At 57.2% G+C, this 21409-nt stretch carries 20 protein-coding genes; 4 read left to right on the forward strand and 16 right to left on the reverse strand.

What is annotated here, in order from left to right; genetic code table 11:
* Positions 1-7: 7 nt before the first annotated feature.
* From ACQY5R_RS09535 to alaC, 4 genes are all read right to left on the reverse strand, one after another.
* Positions 8-1138 (reverse strand): trans-sulfuration enzyme family protein, encoded by a 1131-nt coding sequence (locus ACQY5R_RS09535; RefSeq protein ID WP_428607448.1) that lies wholly within the window; start codon positions 1136-1138, stop codon positions 8-10.
* 37 nt (positions 1139-1175) lie between these two features.
* Positions 1176-2219, reverse strand: a complete 1044-nt coding sequence (locus ACQY5R_RS09540; RefSeq protein WP_428607450.1) for a hypothetical protein — start codon at positions 2217-2219, stop codon at positions 1176-1178.
* Positions 2220-2298: 79 nt separating this feature from the next.
* Entirely contained in the window at positions 2299-3612 is a 1314-nt protein-coding gene (locus tag ACQY5R_RS09545; RefSeq protein WP_428607453.1) for a homoserine dehydrogenase, read from the reverse strand.
* 55 nt (positions 3613-3667) lie between these two features.
* Positions 3668-4861: an alanine transaminase gene (gene alaC, locus ACQY5R_RS09550; protein ID WP_428607602.1), complete on the reverse strand. Its 1194-nt coding sequence runs from the start codon at positions 4859-4861 to the stop codon at positions 3668-3670.
* A gap of 163 nt (positions 4862-5024) precedes the next feature.
* Between alaC and ACQY5R_RS09555 the strand changes: the two genes are divergently transcribed.
* Genes ACQY5R_RS09555 through ACQY5R_RS09570 form a run of 4 tightly spaced genes read left to right on the forward strand, consistent with a single transcriptional unit; the run spans position 5025 to position 6975 of the window.
* The gene (locus ACQY5R_RS09555) at positions 5025-5396 is read left to right on the forward strand and encodes an Mth938-like domain-containing protein (protein ID WP_428607455.1); all 372 of its coding nucleotides are present in this window, start codon (positions 5025-5027) and stop codon (positions 5394-5396) included.
* 52 nt (positions 5397-5448) lie between these two features.
* A complete protein-coding gene (locus ACQY5R_RS09560) occupies positions 5449-6060 on the forward strand; it encodes a fumarylacetoacetate hydrolase family protein (RefSeq protein WP_428607457.1) in 612 nt (203 codons plus the stop codon).
* Between the two features lie 14 nt (positions 6061-6074).
* A complete protein-coding gene (locus tag ACQY5R_RS09565) occupies positions 6075-6539 on the forward strand; it encodes a PaaI family thioesterase (RefSeq protein ID WP_428607459.1) in 465 nt (154 codons plus the stop codon).
* Entirely contained in the window at positions 6526-6975 is a 450-nt protein-coding gene (locus ACQY5R_RS09570; protein ID WP_428607462.1) for a PaaI family thioesterase, read from the forward strand. The genes ACQY5R_RS09565 and ACQY5R_RS09570 overlap by 14 nt, the downstream gene beginning before the upstream one ends.
* A gap of 122 nt (positions 6976-7097) precedes the next feature.
* Here the strand turns inward: ACQY5R_RS09570 and purF are convergent, their stop codons facing one another.
* From purF to asd, 12 genes are all read right to left on the reverse strand, one after another.
* Positions 7098-8612 (reverse strand): amidophosphoribosyltransferase, encoded by a 1515-nt coding sequence (gene purF, locus ACQY5R_RS09575; protein WP_428607464.1) that lies wholly within the window; start codon positions 8610-8612, stop codon positions 7098-7100.
* Between the two features lie 44 nt (positions 8613-8656).
* Complete coding sequence (locus tag ACQY5R_RS09580) at positions 8657-9145, reverse strand: CvpA family protein (protein ID WP_428607467.1); 489 nt, start codon at positions 9143-9145, stop codon at positions 8657-8659.
* Positions 9146-9282: 137 nt separating this feature from the next.
* Positions 9283-9852 carry an SPOR domain-containing protein gene (locus tag ACQY5R_RS09585; RefSeq protein ID WP_428607469.1) on the reverse strand — a complete coding sequence of 190 codons (570 nt, stop codon included), beginning with the start codon at positions 9850-9852 and terminating at the stop codon, positions 9283-9285.
* A gap of 122 nt (positions 9853-9974) precedes the next feature.
* Positions 9975-11237 (reverse strand): bifunctional tetrahydrofolate synthase/dihydrofolate synthase, encoded by a 1263-nt coding sequence (gene folC / locus ACQY5R_RS09590; RefSeq protein WP_428607472.1) that lies wholly within the window; start codon positions 11235-11237, stop codon positions 9975-9977.
* Positions 11238-11383: 146 nt separating this feature from the next.
* Complete coding sequence (gene accD, locus ACQY5R_RS09595; RefSeq protein WP_428607473.1) at positions 11384-12289, reverse strand: acetyl-CoA carboxylase, carboxyltransferase subunit beta; 906 nt, start codon at positions 12287-12289, stop codon at positions 11384-11386.
* Between the two features lie 69 nt (positions 12290-12358).
* Positions 12359-13165 (reverse strand): tryptophan synthase subunit alpha, encoded by an 807-nt coding sequence (trpA, locus tag ACQY5R_RS09600; protein WP_428607475.1) that lies wholly within the window; start codon positions 13163-13165, stop codon positions 12359-12361.
* Complete coding sequence (gene trpB / locus ACQY5R_RS09605; protein WP_428607605.1) at positions 13162-14346, reverse strand: tryptophan synthase subunit beta; 1185 nt, start codon at positions 14344-14346, stop codon at positions 13162-13164. Before trpB ends, trpA begins: the two co-directional genes overlap by 4 nt.
* Before the next feature lie 19 nt (positions 14347-14365).
* Positions 14366-14989, reverse strand: coding sequence for a phosphoribosylanthranilate isomerase (locus ACQY5R_RS09610; RefSeq protein ID WP_428607607.1), 624 nt, complete (start codon positions 14987-14989; stop codon positions 14366-14368).
* Positions 14990-15083: 94 nt separating this feature from the next.
* Positions 15084-15860: a tRNA pseudouridine(38-40) synthase TruA gene (gene truA, locus ACQY5R_RS09615; protein ID WP_428607478.1), complete on the reverse strand. Its 777-nt coding sequence runs from the start codon at positions 15858-15860 to the stop codon at positions 15084-15086.
* A gap of 196 nt (positions 15861-16056) precedes the next feature.
* On the reverse strand, positions 16057-18987 hold the full coding sequence (locus ACQY5R_RS09620) for a FimV/HubP family polar landmark protein (protein ID WP_428607481.1): 2931 nt from the start codon (positions 18985-18987) through the stop codon (positions 16057-16059).
* A gap of 101 nt (positions 18988-19088) precedes the next feature.
* Positions 19089-20114 (reverse strand): aspartate-semialdehyde dehydrogenase, encoded by a 1026-nt coding sequence (locus ACQY5R_RS09625; RefSeq protein WP_428607484.1) that lies wholly within the window; start codon positions 20112-20114, stop codon positions 19089-19091.
* Between the two features lie 86 nt (positions 20115-20200).
* Positions 20201-21316 (reverse strand): aspartate-semialdehyde dehydrogenase, encoded by a 1116-nt coding sequence (asd, locus tag ACQY5R_RS09630; protein ID WP_428607486.1) that lies wholly within the window; start codon positions 21314-21316, stop codon positions 20201-20203.
* Positions 21317-21409: the final 93 nt, after the last annotated feature.

A 21409-nucleotide genomic window follows, 5' to 3' on the forward strand; every position in this document is an offset into this window, starting at 1 on the left:
ACGTAGGCTACTGTTCCAACGCCTGCAGGATGTCACCCTGCAAGTCGGCGACATCCTCAATCCCCACCGAGAGGCGTAGCAACCCGTCACGCACACCCATGTCGGCACGCTGTGCCGGGCTCAGGTGGCGGTGGGACGTGATCGCCGGCGCACAGATACTGCTCTCCACGCCACCCAGGCTCAAGACGGGCGCTATCAGCTTGAGGTTGCGTTGAAAGCGTAGCGAATCGATCGCATCGTCCGCCAGTTCGAACCCCAACATGGCCCCGTAACCGTTCATCTGGGAGCGGGCGATGGAGTGACTTGGGTGACTCGGCAGGCCCGGATAATAGACGGCGGATACGGCATCCAGTGATCCCAGAAACTCAGCCAGCGTCGCGGCATTTTGTGTCTGTCGCTCAACCCGCAAAGCCAATGTCTTCAAGCTGCGCTCCAGCAGCACCGCATCCTGGGCATTGAGGCAACCGCCAAAGTTAAGGGCTAAGGCTCGGATACGGTCGACAAGTGCCTGCGAGCCCAGTACCGCACCACAACTGAGATCGCTGTGCCCGGCCAGATACTTGGTACCGCTGTGGATCACCAAGTCGATACCAAGAAGAGAGGGATTCTGGTTGATCGGTGACGCGAAGGTGTTGTCGACGACCGTAACCATACCGCGCCGTTTCGCCGTGGTGGCAATCGAACGCAGATCCACCACCGTCAAAAGCGGATTAGTGGGCGACTCCAGATAGATCACCCGGGTATCGTCGCGAACCGCCGCAACGATGGAATCGGCATCCGAGGCGGCCAGGGTATAGCGGATGCCCAGTCGCTCAAACTCCTTCATTACCAAATTGAACGTGCCGCCGTACAGCTGATCCTGCAATACCACATGGTCGCCAGACGAAAGCAGGGAAAAAAGCGTGGTAGAGATCGCCGCCATGCCGGAGCCAAACAACAACCCCGCTTCCGTCTGCTCCAATGCGCAGAGCTTGGCCACCACGACATCCTGATTCGGTGTATTGAAATAGCGTGGATAGGGTTGCTTGTCGGAATCGAGATAATGATACGCGGTCGACGTGTAGACAGGGGTATTGATCCCCGTCACCTCGATCGCCCCACCGCTTCCTCCGTGTACACACTGGGTATTCTTATTCACGTCGGCACTCCTTTATCCGTAGTTAACTAACGGTATGTCAGCGTAGCTGATTGCTGTCGAGCTGTTGTGCCAGGGGTAATGAGCGTCTCCAAAAACGACGCAATCCCCCTCGGTCCACCTGATAGCGGTATCCGTTGCAGGGATAGAGTTGCAGGGCGTGGAGCCGTTTGGCCTTGATAGCATCGGCCAGCGGCTGCATCCAGTTTTCAAACTGAAGCACCTGATCTTTCCACCCAAAGGGATCGGCACAGAGCACTGAACGCTGAAGACGATCGTAACAGACCAGCAACTCGCCGTGCCGATCGAGCAGTTCCTCTGACCGCTCAGGCAGCGGTAGAGGGGGTGACCCGGCATACATGGCCAAACCCCGCAACAGAGGCGTATCGCCATATACCGTGGTTAAATGGGTCTGCACCGGTTGACTGAGCTTCCCACCACCGGACAACCAAAGTCCGCTAACCGGTCCCTTTCCCGCGTCTTCACGGCGGCTATTGATATCCGCCGCGTAGAACAGCATCTGGATCTCATTCAGTACGCCGTGCCAGCGGATCCCTTGCTCGCCTTCGGGTAAGAACATATCCATGTTGCGGCCAAATACATCGGCCAGTTCGTAGGTCTTCAGGCTGGGTGTGGATGGGAGTGAAAAATACCAGCGATGGGGATGCCGCACCTCTACCTGCCACCCCTCCTCGGTAAAATGGCTGTTGAAGAGTTGAGCAAACGCCTGCGCTTCTTCCGCGGTCAATTGCAGGTCTTCTGCATCAAACAACAGCAGACGGTCCTGATCGGGGCGCAGATAAACCGGCGTCAACTGCAACCAGTAACGGTCATCCGCATCGCCACCATCGCCCAAACGGCGATAGGCAGCCGTGGGTAAATTTTCCCGCTCCTCGACGGTGATGCCAAACAGTCCGCAGAGTACGGATTCAACATCGGTGCCGCCATAACTTGTAACCCGGCTACGACTGAGCAACCGCTCAAGGATCGGACATGGCAGCGGATCACCCAGCTGACTGAAGGTCGGCATCGGCCCCAACAGACCGGGAACCACCAGATGGATTGTGTGTAGATCTGTAGCCATAGCGGTTAACAAATTAAAAGGCCGTGGATCAACGTCGAATGCAACGTCCTATCCACGGCTGCAAAGGGAACCGAGATTCTCAGCCTTCGAGTTGCTCCATGCGAATACGCATGACCGGGCCGGTTACCGAAGCCAAGTCTTCGATTCGGCAAATCGCCTCATTCATCTGCCGCTCCAGCACTTCGTGGGTCAGCATAATGAGCGATACCTGGGTATCCCCCTCGGCCGGCTCTTTCTGCTGAATGGCCTCGATACTGATGCCACTGTCGGCCAAAATGCGCGTAATCTCCGCCATCACGCCCAACTTGTCGGCGACTTGCATACGCAGATAATAAGCGGTCTCCACATCCTCCATACCCAGGATCGGCAGGTCGGAGAGCTCTTTCGGCTGGAATGCCAGGTGGGGCACTCGATTCTCCGGATCGGTTGTCAGGGCCCGCACCACATCCACCACATCGGCCACCACGGCCGACGCAGTCGGTTCCGAGCCGGCACCGGCGCCGTAATAGAGCGTCGGCCCAACGGCATCTCCCTTCACCAGCACTGCGTTCATTACCCCGTCCACATTGGCGATCAGTCGCCGCTCCGGAATCAGCGTCGGATGCACCCGCATCTCGATGCCCTTGTCCGTTTTATGGGCGATGCCCAGATGCTTGATCCGGTAACCCAACTCGCTGGCGAACGCCACATCCTGACGCTCGATACGGGTGATCCCTTCGGTGTAGGTTTTATCAAACTGCAGAGGAATACCGAAGGCGATGGAACTCAGTATGGTCAGTTTGTGGGCTGCGTCGATCCCTTCCACATCAAAGGTGGGATCGGCTTCGGCATAACCCAGTGCCTGAGCCTCGGCCAGCACATCTTCGAAGTCCCGGCCCTTGTCGCGCATCTCACTGAGGATAAAGTTGCCGGTTCCATTAATGATGCCCGCCACCCACTCGATCTGGTTGGCCGCCAACCCTTCACGGATAGCCTTGATAATAGGAATACCACCGGCCACCGCCGCTTCGAACGCCACGGTAACCCCTTTTGCCTGGGCGGCGGCAAAGATCTCATTGCCATGCAGGGCGATCAGCGCCTTGTTGGCGGTCACCACATGTTTGCCGTTCTCGATCGCCTGTAATACCAGCTCCCGGGCCGGCGAATAACCGCCAATCAACTCAATGACAATCTCGATATCGGGGTTGTTTACCACCGCAAAGGCGTCATCCGTCACATCGATCTGATCCAATCCGTCGATCACCTCGGCATTGTATTCACGGGCCGCCGCCTGAGTGATCTGGATACCCCGTCCGGCCCGCCGGGCGATCTCCGCCGCATTGCGGGTCAGCACGTTGACCGTACCGCCACCGACCGTACCCAGACCCAATAAACCTACTTTGACCGCTTCCAAACTCTCTCTCCCAATCTTCTGTTCACTTCCCGACAGACCACTGCCTGGAAAACGCTTATTCTACCGTTTCTCTGGCGTCCTTGCGGATCATCTCTCGGATGCCGCGGATCGCCTGCCGAGTTCGATGTTCATTCTCGATCAAGCCAAACCGTACATAGTCGTCTCCGTGCTGGCCAAAGCCGATGCCGGGAGCCACCGCTACCTTGGCGTCCTTGAGCAGTTTTTTGGAAAACTCCAGCGAACCCATGGCCAGGTACTGTTCCGGAATCTTGGCCCACACGAACATGGTCGCCTTGGGGCGTTCTACCGGCCAGCCAGCCGCATTCAGACCGTCGCACAGCACATCGCGACGCCGCTGATACATATCGCGAATCTCTCTCACGCACTCCTGCGGGCCTTCCAGCGCCTGGATCGCCGCGACCTGGATCGGCGTGAACATGCCGTAGTCCAGGTAGGATTTCATACGCGCCAGCGCCGCTACCAGAACCTGGTTGCCGCACATGAAACCGACACGCCAACCCGGCATATTGTAGCTCTTGGAGAGCGAGAAGAATTCGACGGCAATCTCTTCCGCCCCTTTTACCTGCAGAATGGACGGGGCCACATAACCGTCGAAAGCGATATCCGCATAAGCCAAATCATGCACCACCCAGATATTGTTCTGGCGTGCGATCTCGATCACCTTCTCAAAAAAGTCCAGTTCGACGCACTGGCCGGTCGGATTGCCGGGAAAATTAAGCACCAGCATCTTCGGCTTGGGCCAGCTATCGGTGATCGCCTCCTCCAGCTTATCGAAGAAATCGACCCCCGGTACCAGCGGCACATGGCGGATATCCGCACCGGCGATGACAAATCCGTAGGGGTGGATCGGATAAGCCGGATTGGGCACCAGCACCGAATCCCCCGGTCCCAGACAGGCCAGCGACAGATGGGCCAGCCCCTCTTTCGAGCCAATAGTGACGATCGCCTGGGATTCCGGATCGAGTTCTACGTCGTAGCGCTGCTTATACCACTTGGTAATCGCGCGCCGCAGCCGGGGAATGCCCCGGGACATGGAGTAGCGATGGGTATCCTTGCGCTGAGCCGCCTCCACCAGTTTGTCCACAATGTGTTGCGGGGTGGGTTGATCGGGATTGCCCATACCGAAGTCGATAATATCCTCGCCCCGCGCTCGCGCCGCGGCTTTCAAATCATTGACGATATTGAAAACATAAGGCGGCAGGCGCTTGATTCTGGGAAACTCTTCCATCTCGGGCGTTGACACAGGGACCTCGTATACTTCAATGATAGGGTGGCTGGAAAAAAGGGTTTAACGTAACCGAGCGGTTACAGCCATGTCAATGTAATAAACCGACGGCAAATGAGAATTTATTCTTTTTGCAGGGAGACCGACAGACTGTTATCTTTCCCGCATGAAATTCTCCGTCGCAGACCAGTCAAACGGCAATACCATTCACGCTTACACCGATGAGAGCGTGGTAGTGAATGGGGTTAGCTTCTCCAGCAGCCTGGTGATCATGGCCGACCGCATTATCCCCGACTGGCGCCCGGACTCCTTCCAATCGCTGTGTGAAGAAGATTTTCAAGCCTTTGTCGAGATGGGCCCCGACCTGATCGTACTGGGCACCGGACCGCGCCAACAGTTTCCCGATCCGCGTCTTTATCGTTCACTGATCGATGCCGGCATCGGAGTTGAAGTCATGACCACCCCGGCCGCCTGCCGTACCTATAACATCTTGACTTCGGAAGGTCGTAAAGTGATCGGCGCCCTGCTGTTCAGTTAGCGCCGCTGAGACGACTCAGCCACCACCCCTCTATTTCGGATCAGGAGTCCTGATGAATCAGATCTTCTTTGAACAACAGCCGGTCACGCCCTCCAAAGTGATCTGTATCGGCAGAAACTACGTTGACCATGCAAAAGAGTTGAACAATGAGGTCCCCACCTCACCGGTCATTTTTATCAAACCCAACTCCGCCATCAGCCAAGAGCTGTATGCCGGTGCCGGTTCACCGCTCCATTACGAAGGTGAAATCGCCCTGCTGATCATGAACGGCGGCATCGCCGGCGTCGGGTTTGGCCTTGACCTGACCAATCGGGAGATCCAGGGTGAGTTGAAAGCCAAGGGCTTGCCGTGGGAACGGGCCAAAGCGTTTGACCGAGCGGTGGTATTCAGTGAGTTTGTCAGCCTCTCCGACCCAATCGAGTCGCTACGCCTGGAGTTGCACATCAACAACCAACTAGTGCAACAAGGGGGTTATGAATTGATGATCTTCAAACCGGATTTTCTCCTGCAGGAGATCGCCCGCAGCTTTACCCTGGAGGATGGCGATATCATCATGACCGGGACCCCGAAAGGGGTCGGTGCCTTTCACCGGGGGGACCGCTTCAAGGCCACCATCCTGGCCGGCGATAAGCCGCTGGTTTCGCGGGAATGGACCGCCCTTTAGCAAGTGATCCTGACATGCCATCTGACGACATAATAGAGCGTTATCCGCTACCGGGTATCCAGGCAATTCTGGAAAAGCTGCCACATATCGAAGCATTGGGACTGAAGACCATTGAGTTGAACCGGGGTTCATGCCTGTTCGAGATTCAATATGCCCCCCACCTGGTGGGCAACCTGGAGACCGGTGTGATCCACGGTGGCGTTATCACTACCCTCATGGACAGCGCTGGCGGCGCGGCCGCTTTTACCGTGGCACCGGCCGGCGCATCGGTCGCCACACTGGACCTGCGCATCGATTACCTAACCCAGGCGGAGCCGGAAAAATCCATTCGCGGTTATGCCGAGTGTTACCGTCAAACCAAGCATGTGGTATTCGTAAAGGGACACGCTTATCACGACTCACCGGATGAACCGATCGCCCATTTTGTCGCCAGCTTCATGGTTGGTTCAGTAGGATTTGCGCCTGATGCACAGCAGTGAAACGCCCCTGTTTGAACAAGTGATGGCACTGAAAGCGGCCGGTGAATTCGCCGCCATCAGTGCCCTGATTCCCTACAGCGCCTTTGTCGGTTTTGAACTGGTCTCGGATGGACAGGGACTGCTCACCATTCTGCGCGGCAAGCCGAGTAATATCGGTAACACCACCATTCCGGCGGTACATGGCGGCGTAGTCGGGGCCATGCTGGAGCACGCCGGGGTGATGCATATCATCCACGAGTGCGACATCCGTCGTTTTCCCAAAATCATCAACATCTCGGTAGACTATCTGCGCCCCTGTATCGGCAACCGGGATACCTTTGCCCGCGGTTACCTGATCAAACAGGGAAAAAGTGTCTCCAACGTTCGGGTCGAGGCTTGGCAGGATGACCCCCAGCGTCCGGTGGCGGCCGCCCATGCCCATTTCATGATGGGATGAGATTTATTGCGCCAGGTCCGCAGGTCGTCACCTGGGGTGGGCACACTTTGTGCCCAGGCGGAAGGTGCGGCGCGGTGTAAAAAAGGTAGGTACAGACTAGGCGCCCATCCTACCAAACGCCGTTACTGATTGTTGTGCAGGCCAATCACCACATCGGCCGATGAGCTCTCGCCCTGTTTGGCCGTATCATTGCGGATCAGCTCCAGCTGTTCCAGATATTGGGGACTGACATCGCCGGTCACATACTGGCCGTCGAAGACCGCCGTATCGAATCGTTTGACCACCGACTTGTCCTCTTTCTTGACCGCCGAGATAAGATCTTCGATATCCTGGAAGATCAACCGGTCAGCACCGATGATCACCTGTACCTCTTCCACGGTACGATTGAAGGCGACCAATTCATGGGCCGACGGCATATCGATACCATACACATTGGGGTGCTTGACCGGCGGCGCGGCTGAGGCGAAATAGACCTTGGCAGCGCCGGCCTCCCGCGCCATCTGCACGATTTGCTGCGAAGTGGTGCCACGAACAATGGAATCATCCACCAACAGCACCCGTTTACCCTTGAACTCGGAATCGATGGCATTCAGTTTCTGCCTGACCGATTTTTTACGCACCTGCTGTCCAGGCATGATGAAGGTACGGCCGATATAACGATTCTTGATAAAACCTTCGGCATACTCCACGCCCAGCGCATTGGCCAAAGCCAGGGCCGCCGTACGGCTGGTATCGGGAATGGGAATGACCACATCGATATCGTGATCGGGCCAGATGCGTTTGATCTTGCCAGCCAGCTTGGTCCCCATGCGGGAGCGTGCCTTGTGGACAAAGATGTTATCGATAATGGAATCGGGTCGGGCAAAATAGACAAATTCGAAAATGCACGGGGTGTGCTCGGTATGGGCGGCACACACGCAGCTATGCAGTTTGCCGTTCATATCGATAAATATCGCCTCGCCGGGGGCCAGGTCGCGGACCCGCTCAAAATCCTGAGAATCCAGCGCCACGCTCTCGGAGGCGATCATGTACTCGGTGCCGTGGTCGGTCTCCCGCTTGCCGAACACAATCGGACGGATTCCGTTGGGATCCCGGAACGCTACCATGCCATAACCGATGATCATGGCCACGGCGGCATAGCCGCCGCGTGAACGTCGATGTACCGCGGCCACCGCTTTGAATACGTCCTTTTCATCGATGCGCAGTTTACCCAAGCTGTGCAATTCATGAGCAAATACATTCAACAGCACTTCCGAATCGGATGAGGTATTGATATGACGCAGATCTTCGCGGTAGAGATCCCCCTTGAGTTCATCGGCGTTGGTCAAATTGCCGTTGTGTGCCAGGGTGATGCCGTAGGGTGAATTGACGTAGAAGGGTTGCGCTTCGGCGGAGGAGGAGCTGCCGGCGGTGGGATAACGGACATGACCGATACCCATATTGCCTTTCAGGTTGATCATGTGTTCGGTCCGGAACACATCGCGAGCCAATCCATTGTCTTTGCGCAGATGGAGTTTCCGGCCATCCATGGTCACGATTCCCGCCGCATCCTGTCCACGGTGCTGTAAAACAAGCAGAGCCTCATAGAGCGCCTGGTTTACCGGGTTATAGCCAAAGATTCCGACAATACCGCACATGATCTATCTACCCTTGAGAGTCGTCATGATCGCTGATCAGCGACCTAAATAAATTTAAACTTCTCGCCAATATCCGCAGGCAGCAACTGTTTCAACCAGACTGCAAGCTCCTGGAAATATCCGATCAATTGTGACTCCTTCCACCAGGGATCGTTTGGAAAAGGGGTTAACCCTGCCAAAAGTACCAGTATCGCTACCAGTATAGCTCCCCGTGCTGCTCCAAACAGAATTCCGATGAGCCGATCTGTACCGCTCAATCCGGTCTTGTCGACCAGCTGTCCCACCAGAAAATTAACCAGCGCCCCAAGCATGAGGGTCGCGATAAAGAGAATCAGAAAGGCGGCGCCCAGACGTACCGAAGGCACGGTAAACCAGTCGAGCTGCAACGCCAACTCACGAAAGAAGGTCCAGGCGACCCAGAAAGCGAGCACCCAGGCGGCCAGTGACAGCGCTTCCCGCACAAAGCCACGGATCAGACTGATCACGGCAGACAGGCCGATGATGCCGAGAATGACGAAATCAATCCAGATCATTCAGCGGGTCACACGGCGGCTGGGTCGAGACGTTAAATTCATAGAGGAATTTTGTCTTTGAAAACGCGCGATTTTATCAGAGGTGCATGGGTATCAGAAGCGATTAATACCCGGATCACTAATGATATGCCGGCCGATCACGGATAGGAAATAACCTTACCTTTTAAATTCAGCGACTTAAGATCTTTATTTAAACTGAGCAACATCTTGTCCGCAAGTTTGCGATCCACTTCCGGACCGACCTTAACCCGAAACAGGGTCTTACCGTCCACCTCTGCCTGCTCCATGAAAGCGGCATATTTCATCTCGCGAATCTGCTGCACCAGTTTTTCCGCATTCTCCCGACTGGAGAAGCTGCCGACCTGTATGACCCAGGCGGTGAGCCCCACTCTCGGTTCCACAGGCGTCGGTTTGGATTCAGCCATACCGCTATCCGCGGGTTGTGGTGAAGACTCGGTCTTGGCGGTGACCGCCGGGGCGGGCGGTGGCTTCAGCGGCACAATCTCCTGACGGTGCGAAGCCGGGGGTACGGAAAGCTTCTCATCTTCGGCCGGCACCACCCGGGAAGAGAAGTCGCGTTCGGGTTTGGGCGGAATATTGGTTTTGTAAATACCGGTTTCAATGACCGGTTCATCTTCCAATAACATCGGCACAAAGATCACCACCAGCGATACCAGTACCGTCGCCCCCACCAAACGTTTTTTCAATCCTTCATCCACGTCGCATACCCTTTGCCGATCCCGAGGTAGGTTCCATTATAGGGATGGATACAGTCACCATTCCAGACCTTGAAACGAATTGTCCGCTTCCCATTATTGATTACCCCTACTCATACCAATGGCAATACACCGCCGACCACATAGAAGGAACCGAATGCGACAATCCGGTCTCCTTCTCCGGCAACCGCTTTGGCGGCGGCAAATGCGGCCGTAGCGCTGTCAAAACAGTACCGATGCGCCTCCGCAATGCCTTGCTCCTGCAAACGCTGCTCCAGTTGCGGCAGAGAAGCGGCACGCGGTGCATCCAGCGCAAACAGATACCAGTCATCGATCCGCGGGGCCATAATCTGTACCACCTGATCGATCTCTTTATCCGCCAGCATGGAGAACAGAGCGATAGTCCGGCCATGACAAAACATGTCCCCCAGATTGGCCGACAACGCCCGAGCCGCCTGGGCGTTATGCGCCACATCCAGCACCACCTGCGGATCGCGACCGATTACCTGATATCGACCGGGCAGTTGGGCCTCTTGTAACCCGATACGCACGGCACGCTGATCCAGTGGCAAGCGATCACGTAATGTCTCCAGTGCCATCAGGACGGCCGAGGCGTTCTGCAATTGGAAATCGCCGCGCATAGTGGGTAACGGCAGGGAGTGGCGCGGATGTGTCGCATACAGCCAATCCCAGCCCTGATCCTGCCGACGCCATTGGTAATCCCGGCCGGCCAGCAGCAGTTGCGCCCCCAGTTGCGCTGCGGTCTGCCGGATCGAGTCCGGCATATCACTGCCTGCGAAGACGACCGGTCGACCGGCGCGCATGACACCGGCCTTTTCCCGACCGATCTCTTCCCGGGTACTACCCAGCCAATCACCATGATCGATATCCACGGTGCTAATTAGGGCGACATCGGCGTCGATGATATTGACCGCATCCAGTCTTCCGCCAAGCCCGACCTCCAGCACCACCACATCCAGCCCGGCAGCGGCAAAAAGATCCAGCGCGGCCAGGGTGCCAAATTCGAAATAGGTTAGCGTGGCATCGCCCCGGGCTTGATCAACCCGCTCAAAGGCGGCACAAATCTGTTCATCGGACACCGGCTCGCCATCTATGACGATACGCTCGTTGTAACGCACCAGATGGGGCGAGGTATAGCAGCCCACCCGATAACTGGCTGACCGCAATATCGCCTCCAGGAAGGCGACACAGGAGCCTTTGCCGTTTGTCCCCGCAACGGTGATTACCGGACACGTCAACGGCTGGGACTGCAGCCGTTGCCAAACGGCGGTAACCCGCTCCAAACCCAGCTCAATCTCTTGGGGGTGCAGCGTATTCTGCCAGTTCAGCCAGTCTTCGAGATTATCAAAACGCATAGGGATATCTGTCTGTAAACGGTTGCGGAGCGGGATGAAATCTGAACCGCCAAACTGTAGCTTGGGATAAGCCTGCGCCCCCAACGGGTGGCATGTGTCTATGCCAGGATGCTGGTGGCGTTCCTCACGCCGATCTACGGTCTTCTCTACTCTTCCGTCCCGACCGCCACCTCGGTGGCTTCGCTCTTGGCCACCGGTTTTGGTTGATGTGTCAGGATACTCAACAGATCAGCCAACTTGTCGCGCATTTCCCGCCGGTCAATGATCATATCCAGTGTACCGTGCTCCAGCAGGAACTCACTGCGCTGAAAGCCTTCCGGCAACGTTTCCCTTACCGTCTGCTCAATCACCCGGGGACCGGCAAAGCCGATCAGGGCATTTGGCTCGGCCACGTTCAGATCACCCAACATGGCAAAACTGGCTGAAACGCCGCCGGTAGTGGGATCGGTCAATACCGAGATATAGGGGATGCCCTGTTCCCGCATCTTGTGCAGCGCCGCGCTGGTCTTGGCCATCTGCATCAGCGAGAACAGCGACTCCTGCATACGGGCACCACCGCTGGCTGCAAAGCAGATAAAGGGGATACGCTGTTCAAGCGCCACATTCACCCCCCGAACGAACTTCTCACCCACCACGGAGCCCATGGATCCCCCCATGAAGCTGAACTCAAAGGCAGCCGACACTACGTCCAACCCCTTCAGGGTGCCCTGCATCACGATCAACGCATCCTTTTCACCCGAGCTCTTCTGCGCCTGGGTGATGCGATCCTTGTACTTTTTGCTGTCCTTGAACTTTAACGGATCGGTCGGCGACAGATCCGCGGCGATCTCACGACCGGACTCCGGATCCAGGAAGGCCGCCAAGCGTTTGCGGGCACCGATCCGATTGTGATGGCCACACTTGGGGCAGACATCCAGGTTGCGCTCCATCTCAGCACGATAGAGGACGGCCCCGCAGCCGGGGCACTTGGTCCACAGCCCCTCTGGCACAGCACGCTTGCTACCGCCTTCCGTACGGATACGGCTCGGCATCAATTTTTCAAACCAACTCATGGTTATATCCCGTTTGTTCTCTTGAATCCTGCCGATCGGTCAGTCGTGCTCGACTCCGCGGCTTTTCAGTTAAATCAGATCAATCGCGTGCCGCATCGAGGAGAGGATCTGGGCGATGGCCGGTGCAATTTCTTCCGGCGTCTCACGTAGCTCTTCCATCCGCTTGACCAACACGCTGCCAACAATCACCGCGTCCGCCACCTGCGCCACCGCCTGCGCCGTATTGGCATCCTTGATGCCAAAGCCGACTCCGACCGGCAGGCGGGTGTGCTTGCGAATCTGGGCAACCTTGGCCGCCACTTCACCTACCGCGAGATTGGCGGCACCGGTAATCCCTTTTACCGACACATAATAGACAAAGCCACTGGCCGTATCACAGATTCGCTGCATGCGATCTTCGGTGGTGGTGGGCGCCATTAAAAATATGGGGTCGATCTCCCTCGGTCGTAGCGATGACAACAGGTCATCGGCTTCCTCCGGTGGCAGGTCCACCGTCAGCACACCATCCACGCCCGCCTCCTCGGCGGCCAGGGCAAAGACTCCATAACCCATCACTTCGATCGGATTCAGATAACCCATCAATACGACCGGTGTCACCGTATCCTGTTCACGAAACTTATGTACCATATCGAGCACATCACGCAGGCTGATCCCGTGTTCCAGGGCGCGCTCACTTGCGCGCTGGATCACCGGCCCATCCGCCATGGGGTCCGAGAACGGCACACCCAACTCGATAACATCGGCCCCCGCCTCCACCATCGCATGCATCAGCGGCACCGTTACCCCCGGCCCCGGATCACCGGCAGTAACAAAGGGGATCAGGGCAACGCGCCCACGCTCGTCCAGTTGCTTGAAACGATCACTGATTCTGCTCATAGCTTTAATCCATCCAGTGCCGCCACGGTATGCATATCTTTATCACCGCGACCAGAGAGATTGACCAAAACGGTCTGCTTGTCATCCATATCACGAGCCAATTTCAGCGCATAGGCGATGGCGTGACTCGACTCCAAGGCGGGAATGATGCCCTCTACCCGGGTCAGGGTATGGAAAGCCGCCAACGCCTCGCTATCGGTAATGGCGACATAGTGCGCCCGCCCTACATCCTTCAGCCAGGCGTGCTCGGGGCCAACCCCCGGGTAATCCAAACCGGCCGAGATGGAATGGGTCTCGATAATCTGTCCATTGGGATCTTCCATCAGATAGGTGCGATTACCATGCAGAATACCGGGGGTGCCGGCACAAAGCGGCGCGGCATGCCGGCCCGAATCGAGTCCGTCACCGGCCGCCTCGACACCGTATATGGAGACCGAGGTATCGTTGAGGAACGGGTAGAACAATCCGATGGCATTGGAGCCACCGCCGACACAGGCCACCAGCGCATCGGGTAGCGCCCCGGTCTGCTGCTGCATCTGGCCCTTGGCTTCGCGTCCGATTACCGCCTGAAAATCCCGTACCATGGCCGGATAGGGGTGGGGACCGGCAACCGTGCCAATGATATAGAATGTATTATCGATATGGGTCACCCAGTCACGCATAGCCTCATTCAAGGCATCCTTGAGCGTTTTGGAGCCGGATGATACCGACTCGACCCGAGCGCCTAGCAGTTTCATGCGATAGACATTGGCTTCCTGGCGGGCAATATCCACCTCGCCCATATAGACCACGCACTCCAACCCCAACCTGGCCGCCACGGTGGCGGTCGCCACGCCATGCTGACCGGCGCCGGTCTCGGCAATGATGCGGGTTTTGCCCATCCGTTTGGCCAACAGCGCCTGCCCGATGGTGTTATTCACCTTGTGTGCACCGGTATGGTTGAGATCCTCACGTTTCAGGTAGATCTGCGCACCGCCGTTTTCCCTACTCAGCCGCTGTGCGTGATAGACCGGTGAGGGGCGTCCCACGTAGTTGGCCAAATCGGCATCCAGTTCAGCCAGGAAGGTCGCATCCTGCATATACTTTTCATAGGCTTCACGCAGCTCTTCCAGCGGTTCCATCAGCGTCTCGGAGACGAACAGCCCCCCATACGGACCAAAATGCCCACGGGTATCCGGCATACTGGTGAAATCAATCGTTTTATCGGTTGGCACGCTCTACTCCTCGCATGAATGCCCTGATTTTCGCTTCATCTTTAATCCCTTTGTTCTGCTCCACGCCACCGCTGACATCGACAGCGTACGGACCGACCTGGCGGATGGCGCTCTCAACATTGTCGGCGGATAAACCACCCGCCAGAATTATCCTGCTGCGCATTGCTTCCGGTATACGCACCCAATCGAAGGTGTTGCCGGTGCCACCCGGCTTGCCCTTCTGGTAGCTATCCAGCAGCAGAGCCGAAGCACTGCTGTACAGGTTTTCCAGATCAAGCAAGTCCACGTCCGGACGCATGCGTACCGCCTTGATATAGGGACGGCCGTAACGGGCACAGGCTTCCGGGGACTCGTCTCCGTGGAATTGCAACAGATCCAGCGGGACCGCTTCCAGCACCGTGACCAACTCATCGGCCGATGCATTCACAAACAGGCCGACGGTCGTCACAAAGGGTGGCAGACTCCGGATAATTTTTGCCGCCTGCGCAACCGTGACCGCGCGGGGACTGGGCGCATAGAACACCAGGCCGATGGCATCCGCGCCCAGCCTGACGGCCGCCAGCGCATCCTCCGTACGTGTAATGCCGCAAATTTTGACCCGGGTTCTCATAGAACGAATAACGATACAGGATAGTGCCTGATTGAGGAAGATTTTACCTGCCATCCGTACAGAAAGCCGCTAAAAAGGTGTCAATTTGTGCTGTTCAGTCTGCACCCACCGCATCCCGTACCAGATCGAATTCTTCGGGATATTCCACATCGACCAAATAGAGTCCTTCCGATGGAGCAGTTACCCCCCCAAGAGTGCGATCTCTGAACTCCAATACCTCCCGGCTCCAGGATTCCGCCTGCTCCCCTTTGCCGATGCTGATCAACACTCCGGCAATATTGCGCACCATGTGGTGTAGAAAGGCGTTGGCCGTCACCTCGATCTGGATCCTCTCATCCTGCCTACTCACCACCAACCGGTCTATCGTTCGGACAGGACTCTTGGCCTGGCAGCCGACCGCACGATAGGAGGAGAAATCATGTGTCCCGATCAGATGCCGGGCAGCCGCCTGCATACGCGACGCATCCAGGGGTTGGTGAATCCAGACCGCCCGGTTTCGCCAGATCGCAGAACGGGTGGAGCGATTGAGAATGAGATAGCGATAACTGCGGCTGGTGGCGGAAAATCGCGCATGAAACGAATCCGGCACCTGGCGGACCCAATTGACATTGACGTCGTCCGGCAGATTCACGTTGGTCCCCAGCAGCCAGCCACGCAGAGAGCGTACCGACGAGGTGTCGAAGTGAATCACCTGCCCCTCGCCATGCACACCGGTATCGGTTCTTCCGGCACAATGCGTACGCACCGGATGGTCCGCCACCTTGCTTAGCGCCGCCTCGATCATCTGTTGAACCGTGCGCACACCGGATTGCTGCAACTGCCACCCGTGAAACGAGGAGCCGTCATACTCGATGCCCATTGCCAAACGCATGCTGTTGCTGCCCTCGGGATAGCGGTTATACAAGAAGGATAATTTGGTGCGGTATCTTACTCGAAAAAGCCTTATTCGGCCCGTACCGTTTCCGGGCCCATTAACAGGCCCGAATAAGAGTGCCGGTTAGTATTCCGCAGCCATAATGAAAGAAGGCGCACCAGGGTGCGCCTTCTTTTTCCCGACATCGAATAGATCAGGAGAGCTGATCCAACAGCTTTTGCGCCTCCGCCTGCTGCCCTTCATTACCCTCGCTCAACACCTCTTCGAGGATACTTTTGGCGCCTTCCGCGTCATCCATATCCACATAAGCGCGGGCCAGATCCAGCTTGGTGTTGATCTCGTCGGTCAAATCGCCCTCTTCTTCCAGCTGGATATCGGTCCCATCCTCCTGGTCCAGGTCATCCAGGGAGAACGACTCGTCCAGTTCCAGCGGTTTATCGGCATCCTCTTCACCCAGCTCGAGTGAATCGTACATCTGTGAATCGGTCCCTTCCAGCGACAGCGAGTCGCTGAAATCAAGCACCGTATCCTCAAGCTGTTCGGCCTCGGATTCGGCATCCGACTTCAAATCCTCCATCTCGGCGCTCTCCAGCGGATCCTCAATGGAGAAGGCACTCTCTTCATCCAACAATCCTTCGGTGTCCAGATCACTGAGGGTGAGATCGGTGTCGGCCGTATCCTCGTCCACGCCATCGCCCGTCACCAGCGTCAGGTCCGTATCGGCATCCAGCGCGAGATCCTCTCCCTCGTCAAGCGAGAGCATCTCAACCTCGTCATCAGCCACACTGGCCGGTGCATCGGCGCCTTCAGGCTCAAATCCCAAATCGGTACTGATCTCATCCAGATTGGCCTTGAGCAACTCGCTATCCAGCGCCAGATCATCCAGATCGTCCAGCCCGGAGAATTCAGAGTTATCCCCCATATCCAGAGCACTGACCGACTCCAGCTCCTCCGTGGCATCCTGGTCGATCAGGTCGACAGTGCTAGAAGCTTCATCCAGATCGAGTCCATTATCCAAACCCAGCTCGCTTTCCAACGAGGCTAACTCGTCATCATCCAGCTCAGACTCACTGGACTGTCCACCACCGGCGAACAGGGCGTGACCCGCGGCCAACTGCGCACCCATGGTGACCACTTTTTCCCAAGCTGCCGGATCTTTCCGATCCAGACCTTCGGCAGAAGCGTTTTCCGCCAGCGTGACGAAGGCATCCTTATCCTTTGTCGCATAGAGAATTTCAAATAATTTGTGCTTCAGTTCGCTCCGCTCTGGCGATTTATCGATCGCCTGGCGAATCAGTTCCTCCGCCTGTTGATACCGACCGTAGGCGATGTAGACATCGGCCTCCGCCAGCGGATCCACTTCACCGGTTTCATCCTGCAGGGCATCGATATCGCTTGGGGAGAAATCGCTCAGGAACGAAGTCTCTTCCGTGGGATGGGTAACCGGCTCTTGGCTGGCATCATCCATCACCTGCTCGGAATCACCCTCGTCGATCGTGCTGATCAGGATGCTCTCCTGGAAATCCGCGCTACTGGAACGACGGCGGCTGATCGCAACCCACAGCAGTGCCAGCAGCACCACAATACCGGCCACCGCCACACCCAGCATGGTGGTGTCACCGGTAATCATATCCAGCAACCCTTCTTCCTTCGCAGGTGCCGGCGCCGGTTTGGCGGCGGGTTCGGGTTTCGGCTCGACTGCGGCAGGTGCCGATTCCGGCTGGGCAGCCATTTCCGGTTTGGCCGCCTCCTCTTCCATAACCGGAGACGCCTCATCCTCCGCCACAACCGGTGCGGTCTCCTGCTGGGCAGCCGGTTCACTGGTCTCCGGCTCCATCATCGCCGGCTTTTCGGCTTCTGGCGTCTCACCCTCGGCAGGTGTTGCCATGCCCTCGGACCCGGCCATAACCGGTGATTCTTCGCCCGCTGCTTCCCCACCCTCGGCTATGACCGGCGCTTCGCCTGCCGTGTCCGGGGTTTCGGCTACGCCCGCCTGCAACCGGGACAGTTGCTCGCTCTTCAAGCTGAGAAGGCGCTGCAGATCTTCCAGTTGGGATTCGAGATCCTCAACCCGCGAACGGACTGTCTCCGCCTCCTGCAAGGCCGCCTCTTTGGCCTCCTGTGACGCCATCAGCTCTTGTTTCAGTTGTTCAACAGCCTCTCCCTCGCTGGTCCCTTCACTGGGACCGGCTGCCCCTTCACCGCTGGGACGGGCGGAGGCAATCTTCAGCTCCGCCGCGGGCTCTTCAGCCGGGGTTTCGGCCGGCTGACTCGTCATCGGTTGGCTGGCTGTTCCTTCGTCTGCGGTCATTTCAGACGGCTTGCTGTCGGCCTGCCACTCTTGTAACTGCTCGCGGTAGGCAAGCGTCGCTTCACGACGAGACAACTCCTGCACTTCATCCGCCTTCGGAATGCGCAGGATCTGGCCGACCTTGAGGTTATTGATATTCTGATTGATGAACGCCTGTGGATTGGCCCGCTGCAGCGCAATCATCATCTGTTCCATGCTGGCGCCTTCGGTCCTGACCTGCTTGGCAATTCCCCACAGGGTATCATTGCGCTGGGTTGGACCGTATTCACCGACCTGGCTTCCCGCGCTTCGCATCCCTTCGGCAGGCATGGTTGAACGCGCGGCGGGGGGGGTGGAGCGGGGAGCCGGAGCGGCTGCCTGGCGGCTGGGCGCGCGCTGCATGGGCGCCTGCTGTACCGGGGCGGGGCGCCGTCCCAGGGTAACAGGCGGGTCCAACAGCACTGTGTACTCGCGTAACAACTTGCCTTTCGGCCAGTTCACTTCTATCAGGAAATTCAGGAAGGGTTCACGAATCGGATCACGACTGGAGACACGGATAACGGGCTTGCCATTCGCGTCCTGCTCGGCCTTGAAACGGAGCTTGCTGAGGATAAACGGGCGCTCGATCCCGGAACGGCGAAACGCATCCGGCGTGGCCAGGGTCACCTTGATATCAGCAATTTCATCCTGATCCACCGATAACAGATCGATCTCCGCATCGAAGTACTGATTCAATGCAGAGTTAAGATGGATACTCCCCAGACCTACCGCATAGGCGCTGAGCGGTGATATCCCCATTACCAAGGCCATAGCCAAGGATAATTTACGAACCATGTCTCCCCCTTCCATACCCGCTTTCCTTAATTGTCAGATAGGAAAATCCGGTAAATACCCACAACATAGAATGGACTTAATATTTGTTGCCTAACTATAGCTTACAAATAGTCTTTTTCCAAAATTTCAGCAATCTGAATAGTGTTAAGTGCCGCACCCTTTCTCACATTATCTGACACAATCCACAAATTGAGCCCTCGATGATGGGAAATATCCTCCCTAATCCGCCCAACAAAGACCCCATCCTGGCCGGCAGATTCGGTGACTGGCGTGGGATATCCGCCCTCGATCGGCTCATCCACCAACACGATACCCGGTGCATTGCTCAAAATTTCCCGCGCCTGGTCCGCACCGATCTTCTCCCTGGTCTCGATATGCACCGCTTCCGAATGGCCAAAAAATACCGGCACACGAACCGCCGTGGGATTAATCTGCAGGGCATCGTCACCAAGAATCTTGCGGGTCTCCCACACCATCTTCATCTCTTCCCGGGTATAGCCGTTGTCCATAAACTGGTCAATCTGCGGCAATACGTTGAAGGCGATCTGTTTGGGGAAAACATGTGGCTTGATGGACTGCCCATTGAGCAACCTGGCCGTCTGGCCCGCCAGCTCTTCGATCGCCCGGTGTCCTGCACCGGAAACGGATTGGTAGGTACAGACGTTAATGCGCTCGATCCCCACCGCCCGATGAATCGGCTTCAGGGCCACCATTAACTGGATTGTAGAACAGTTGGGGTTGGCGATGATGCCACGTTTCCGGTAATCGGTAATCCGCTCCGGGTTTACCTCCGGAACCACCAAGGGAATTTCCGGGTCATAGCGGAATTGGGAAGTATTATCGATACAGACCGCACCTGCCTCCACCGCTTTCGGTACATACTCGGCCGAAACGGCCGCTCCAGCCGAAAACAGGGCAATCTGCACCTTGGAAAAATCAAACTCTGCCAGATCCTGTACTGACAGGTGCTTCTCGCCATAGGCAACACGTTTGCCGACCGAGCGCTGACTGGCTAGGGCGTACAGCTTGCCGACAGGAAACTGGCGCTCTGCCAGAATCGCCAGCATCGCCTCTCCCACAGCCCCGGTCGCACCCACTACTGCGATATCCACTTTTTTATCCGTCATTAACCCTCACCCATACAAAAAAAGGAGCTGACCCAGCCGCCTATCATGCCGCTGGGCCAACTCCCGGTCTGTCGTTTTACGTTAGATCAGTCCTGGAGCAGGATGCGCAACATACGACGCAGCGGTTCCGCCGCCCCCCAGAGTAACTGATCACCGACGGTAAATGCCGAGAGGTAATCCTCACCCATGGCCAATTTGCGCAGACGGCCGACGGGTACGCTCAGGGTCCCGGTCGCCACCGTCGGCGTCAACTCCTGAACGGTACGTTCCCGATCATTCGGTATCACTTTGACCCAGTCGTTGGCCTCCGCCAACATACCCTCGATCTCATCCATCGGCAGATTCCGCTTCAGCTTGATGGTCAGGGCCTGACTGTGGCAGCGCATGGCGCCGATACGCACACAGAGTCCGTCAATCGGTATCGGGTTCGCCTCACGTCCCAGGATCTTGTTGGTCTCGGCGCCACCCTTCCACTCTTCCCGGCTCTGGCCGTTGGGCAGCTGGGTATCGATCCAGGGGATCAGACTGCCGGCCAGCGGTACCCCGAAGTTGTCGGTGGGAAACGCCTCGCTACGCATGGCGGCCGCCACCTCCCGATCGATATCCAGGATAGCGGAAGCCGGATCGGCCAACAGCCCCTCAACCGAGGCGTGCGCTGCGCCCATCTGACTCAACAACTCGCGCATGTTCTTGGCGCCGGCGCCGGAGGCCGCCTGATAGGTCATGGCGGTTGCCCACTCAATCTGGTCGGCGTTGAACAGGCCACCCAGGGCCATCAGCATCAGGCTAACGGTGCAGTTGCCGCCGATGTAGTCCTTAACCCCCCTGGCCAGTCCGTCCTTGATCACCTGGCGGTTGACCGGGTCCAGGACGATGATGCTGTCATCGTTCATGCGCAGTGCCGAGGCGGCGTCTATCCAGTAGCCGCTCCACCCCGCCTGACGCAGCTGCGGGTAGATTTCCTTGGTGTAGTCGCCGCCCTGGCAAGAAACGATGGCATCCATCGCCTTCAGTTCATCAATACGGGTGGCATCCTTGAGTGCGGGTATCGGCTTGCCGATGTCGGGGCCATCCTGCCCCACTTGCGAAGTGGTAAAGAAGACCGGCTCCTCGATCAGATCGAAGTCTTTCTCTGCAAGCATCCGCTCCATCAGGACCGAGCCCACCATGCCACGCCAACCGACAAAACCTACCCGTTTCATTGCTTTCACCTGTATAAATACAAAAAATTCTAATCAAACCGTACGCCTGCCCGCTTTGGGAAGGGGCCAGAGTCCGGCCGCAATAAGCAGTGG

It is taken from the genome of Sedimenticola sp., from assembly GCF_050289425.1.
In the GTDB taxonomy this organism is placed as follows: Bacteria; Pseudomonadota; Gammaproteobacteria; order Chromatiales; family Chromatiaceae; genus Sedimenticola.

Coding starts and splice junctions, on each gene's coding strand:
- ACQY5R_RS09540 (WP_428607450.1), bottom strand. CDS start 2,219: ATGGCTACAGATCTACACACAATCCATCTGGTGGTTCCCGGTCTGTTG.
- alaC (WP_428607602.1), bottom strand. CDS start 4,861: ATGGAAGAGTTTCCCAGAATCAAGCGCCTGCCGCCTTATGTTTTCAAT.
- ACQY5R_RS09555 (WP_428607455.1), top strand. CDS start 5,025: ATGAAATTCTCCGTCGCAGACCAGTCAAACGGCAATACCATTCACGCT.
- ACQY5R_RS09560 (WP_428607457.1), top strand. CDS start 5,449: ATGAATCAGATCTTCTTTGAACAACAGCCGGTCACGCCCTCCAAAGTG.
- ACQY5R_RS09565 (WP_428607459.1), top strand. CDS start 6,075: ATGCCATCTGACGACATAATAGAGCGTTATCCGCTACCGGGTATCCAG.
- ACQY5R_RS09570 (WP_428607462.1), top strand. CDS start 6,526: ATGCACAGCAGTGAAACGCCCCTGTTTGAACAAGTGATGGCACTGAAA.
- purF (WP_428607464.1), bottom strand. CDS start 8,612: ATGTGCGGTATTGTCGGAATCTTTGGCTATAACCCGGTAAACCAGGCG.
- ACQY5R_RS09580 (WP_428607467.1), bottom strand. CDS start 9,145: ATGATCTGGATTGATTTCGTCATTCTCGGCATCATCGGCCTGTCTGCC.
- folC (WP_428607472.1), bottom strand. CDS start 11,237: ATGCGTTTTGATAATCTCGAAGACTGGCTGAACTGGCAGAATACGCTG.
- accD (WP_428607473.1), bottom strand. CDS start 12,289: ATGAGTTGGTTTGAAAAATTGATGCCGAGCCGTATCCGTACGGAAGGC.
- trpA (WP_428607475.1), bottom strand. CDS start 13,165: ATGAGCAGAATCAGTGATCGTTTCAAGCAACTGGACGAGCGTGGGCGC.
- trpB (WP_428607605.1), bottom strand. CDS start 14,346: ATGCCGGATACCCGTGGGCATTTTGGTCCGTATGGGGGGCTGTTCGTC.
- ACQY5R_RS09610 (WP_428607607.1), bottom strand. CDS start 14,989: ATGAGAACCCGGGTCAAAATTTGCGGCATTACACGTACGGAGGATGCG.
- truA (WP_428607478.1), bottom strand. CDS start 15,860: ATGCGTTTGGCAATGGGCATCGAGTATGACGGCTCCTCGTTTCACGGG.
- ACQY5R_RS09620 (WP_428607481.1), bottom strand. CDS start 18,987: ATGGTTCGTAAATTATCCTTGGCTATGGCCTTGGTAATGGGGATATCA.
- ACQY5R_RS09625 (WP_428607484.1), bottom strand. CDS start 20,114: ATGACGGATAAAAAAGTGGATATCGCAGTAGTGGGTGCGACCGGGGCT.
- asd (WP_428607486.1), bottom strand. CDS start 21,316: ATGAAACGGGTAGGTTTTGTCGGTTGGCGTGGCATGGTGGGCTCGGTC.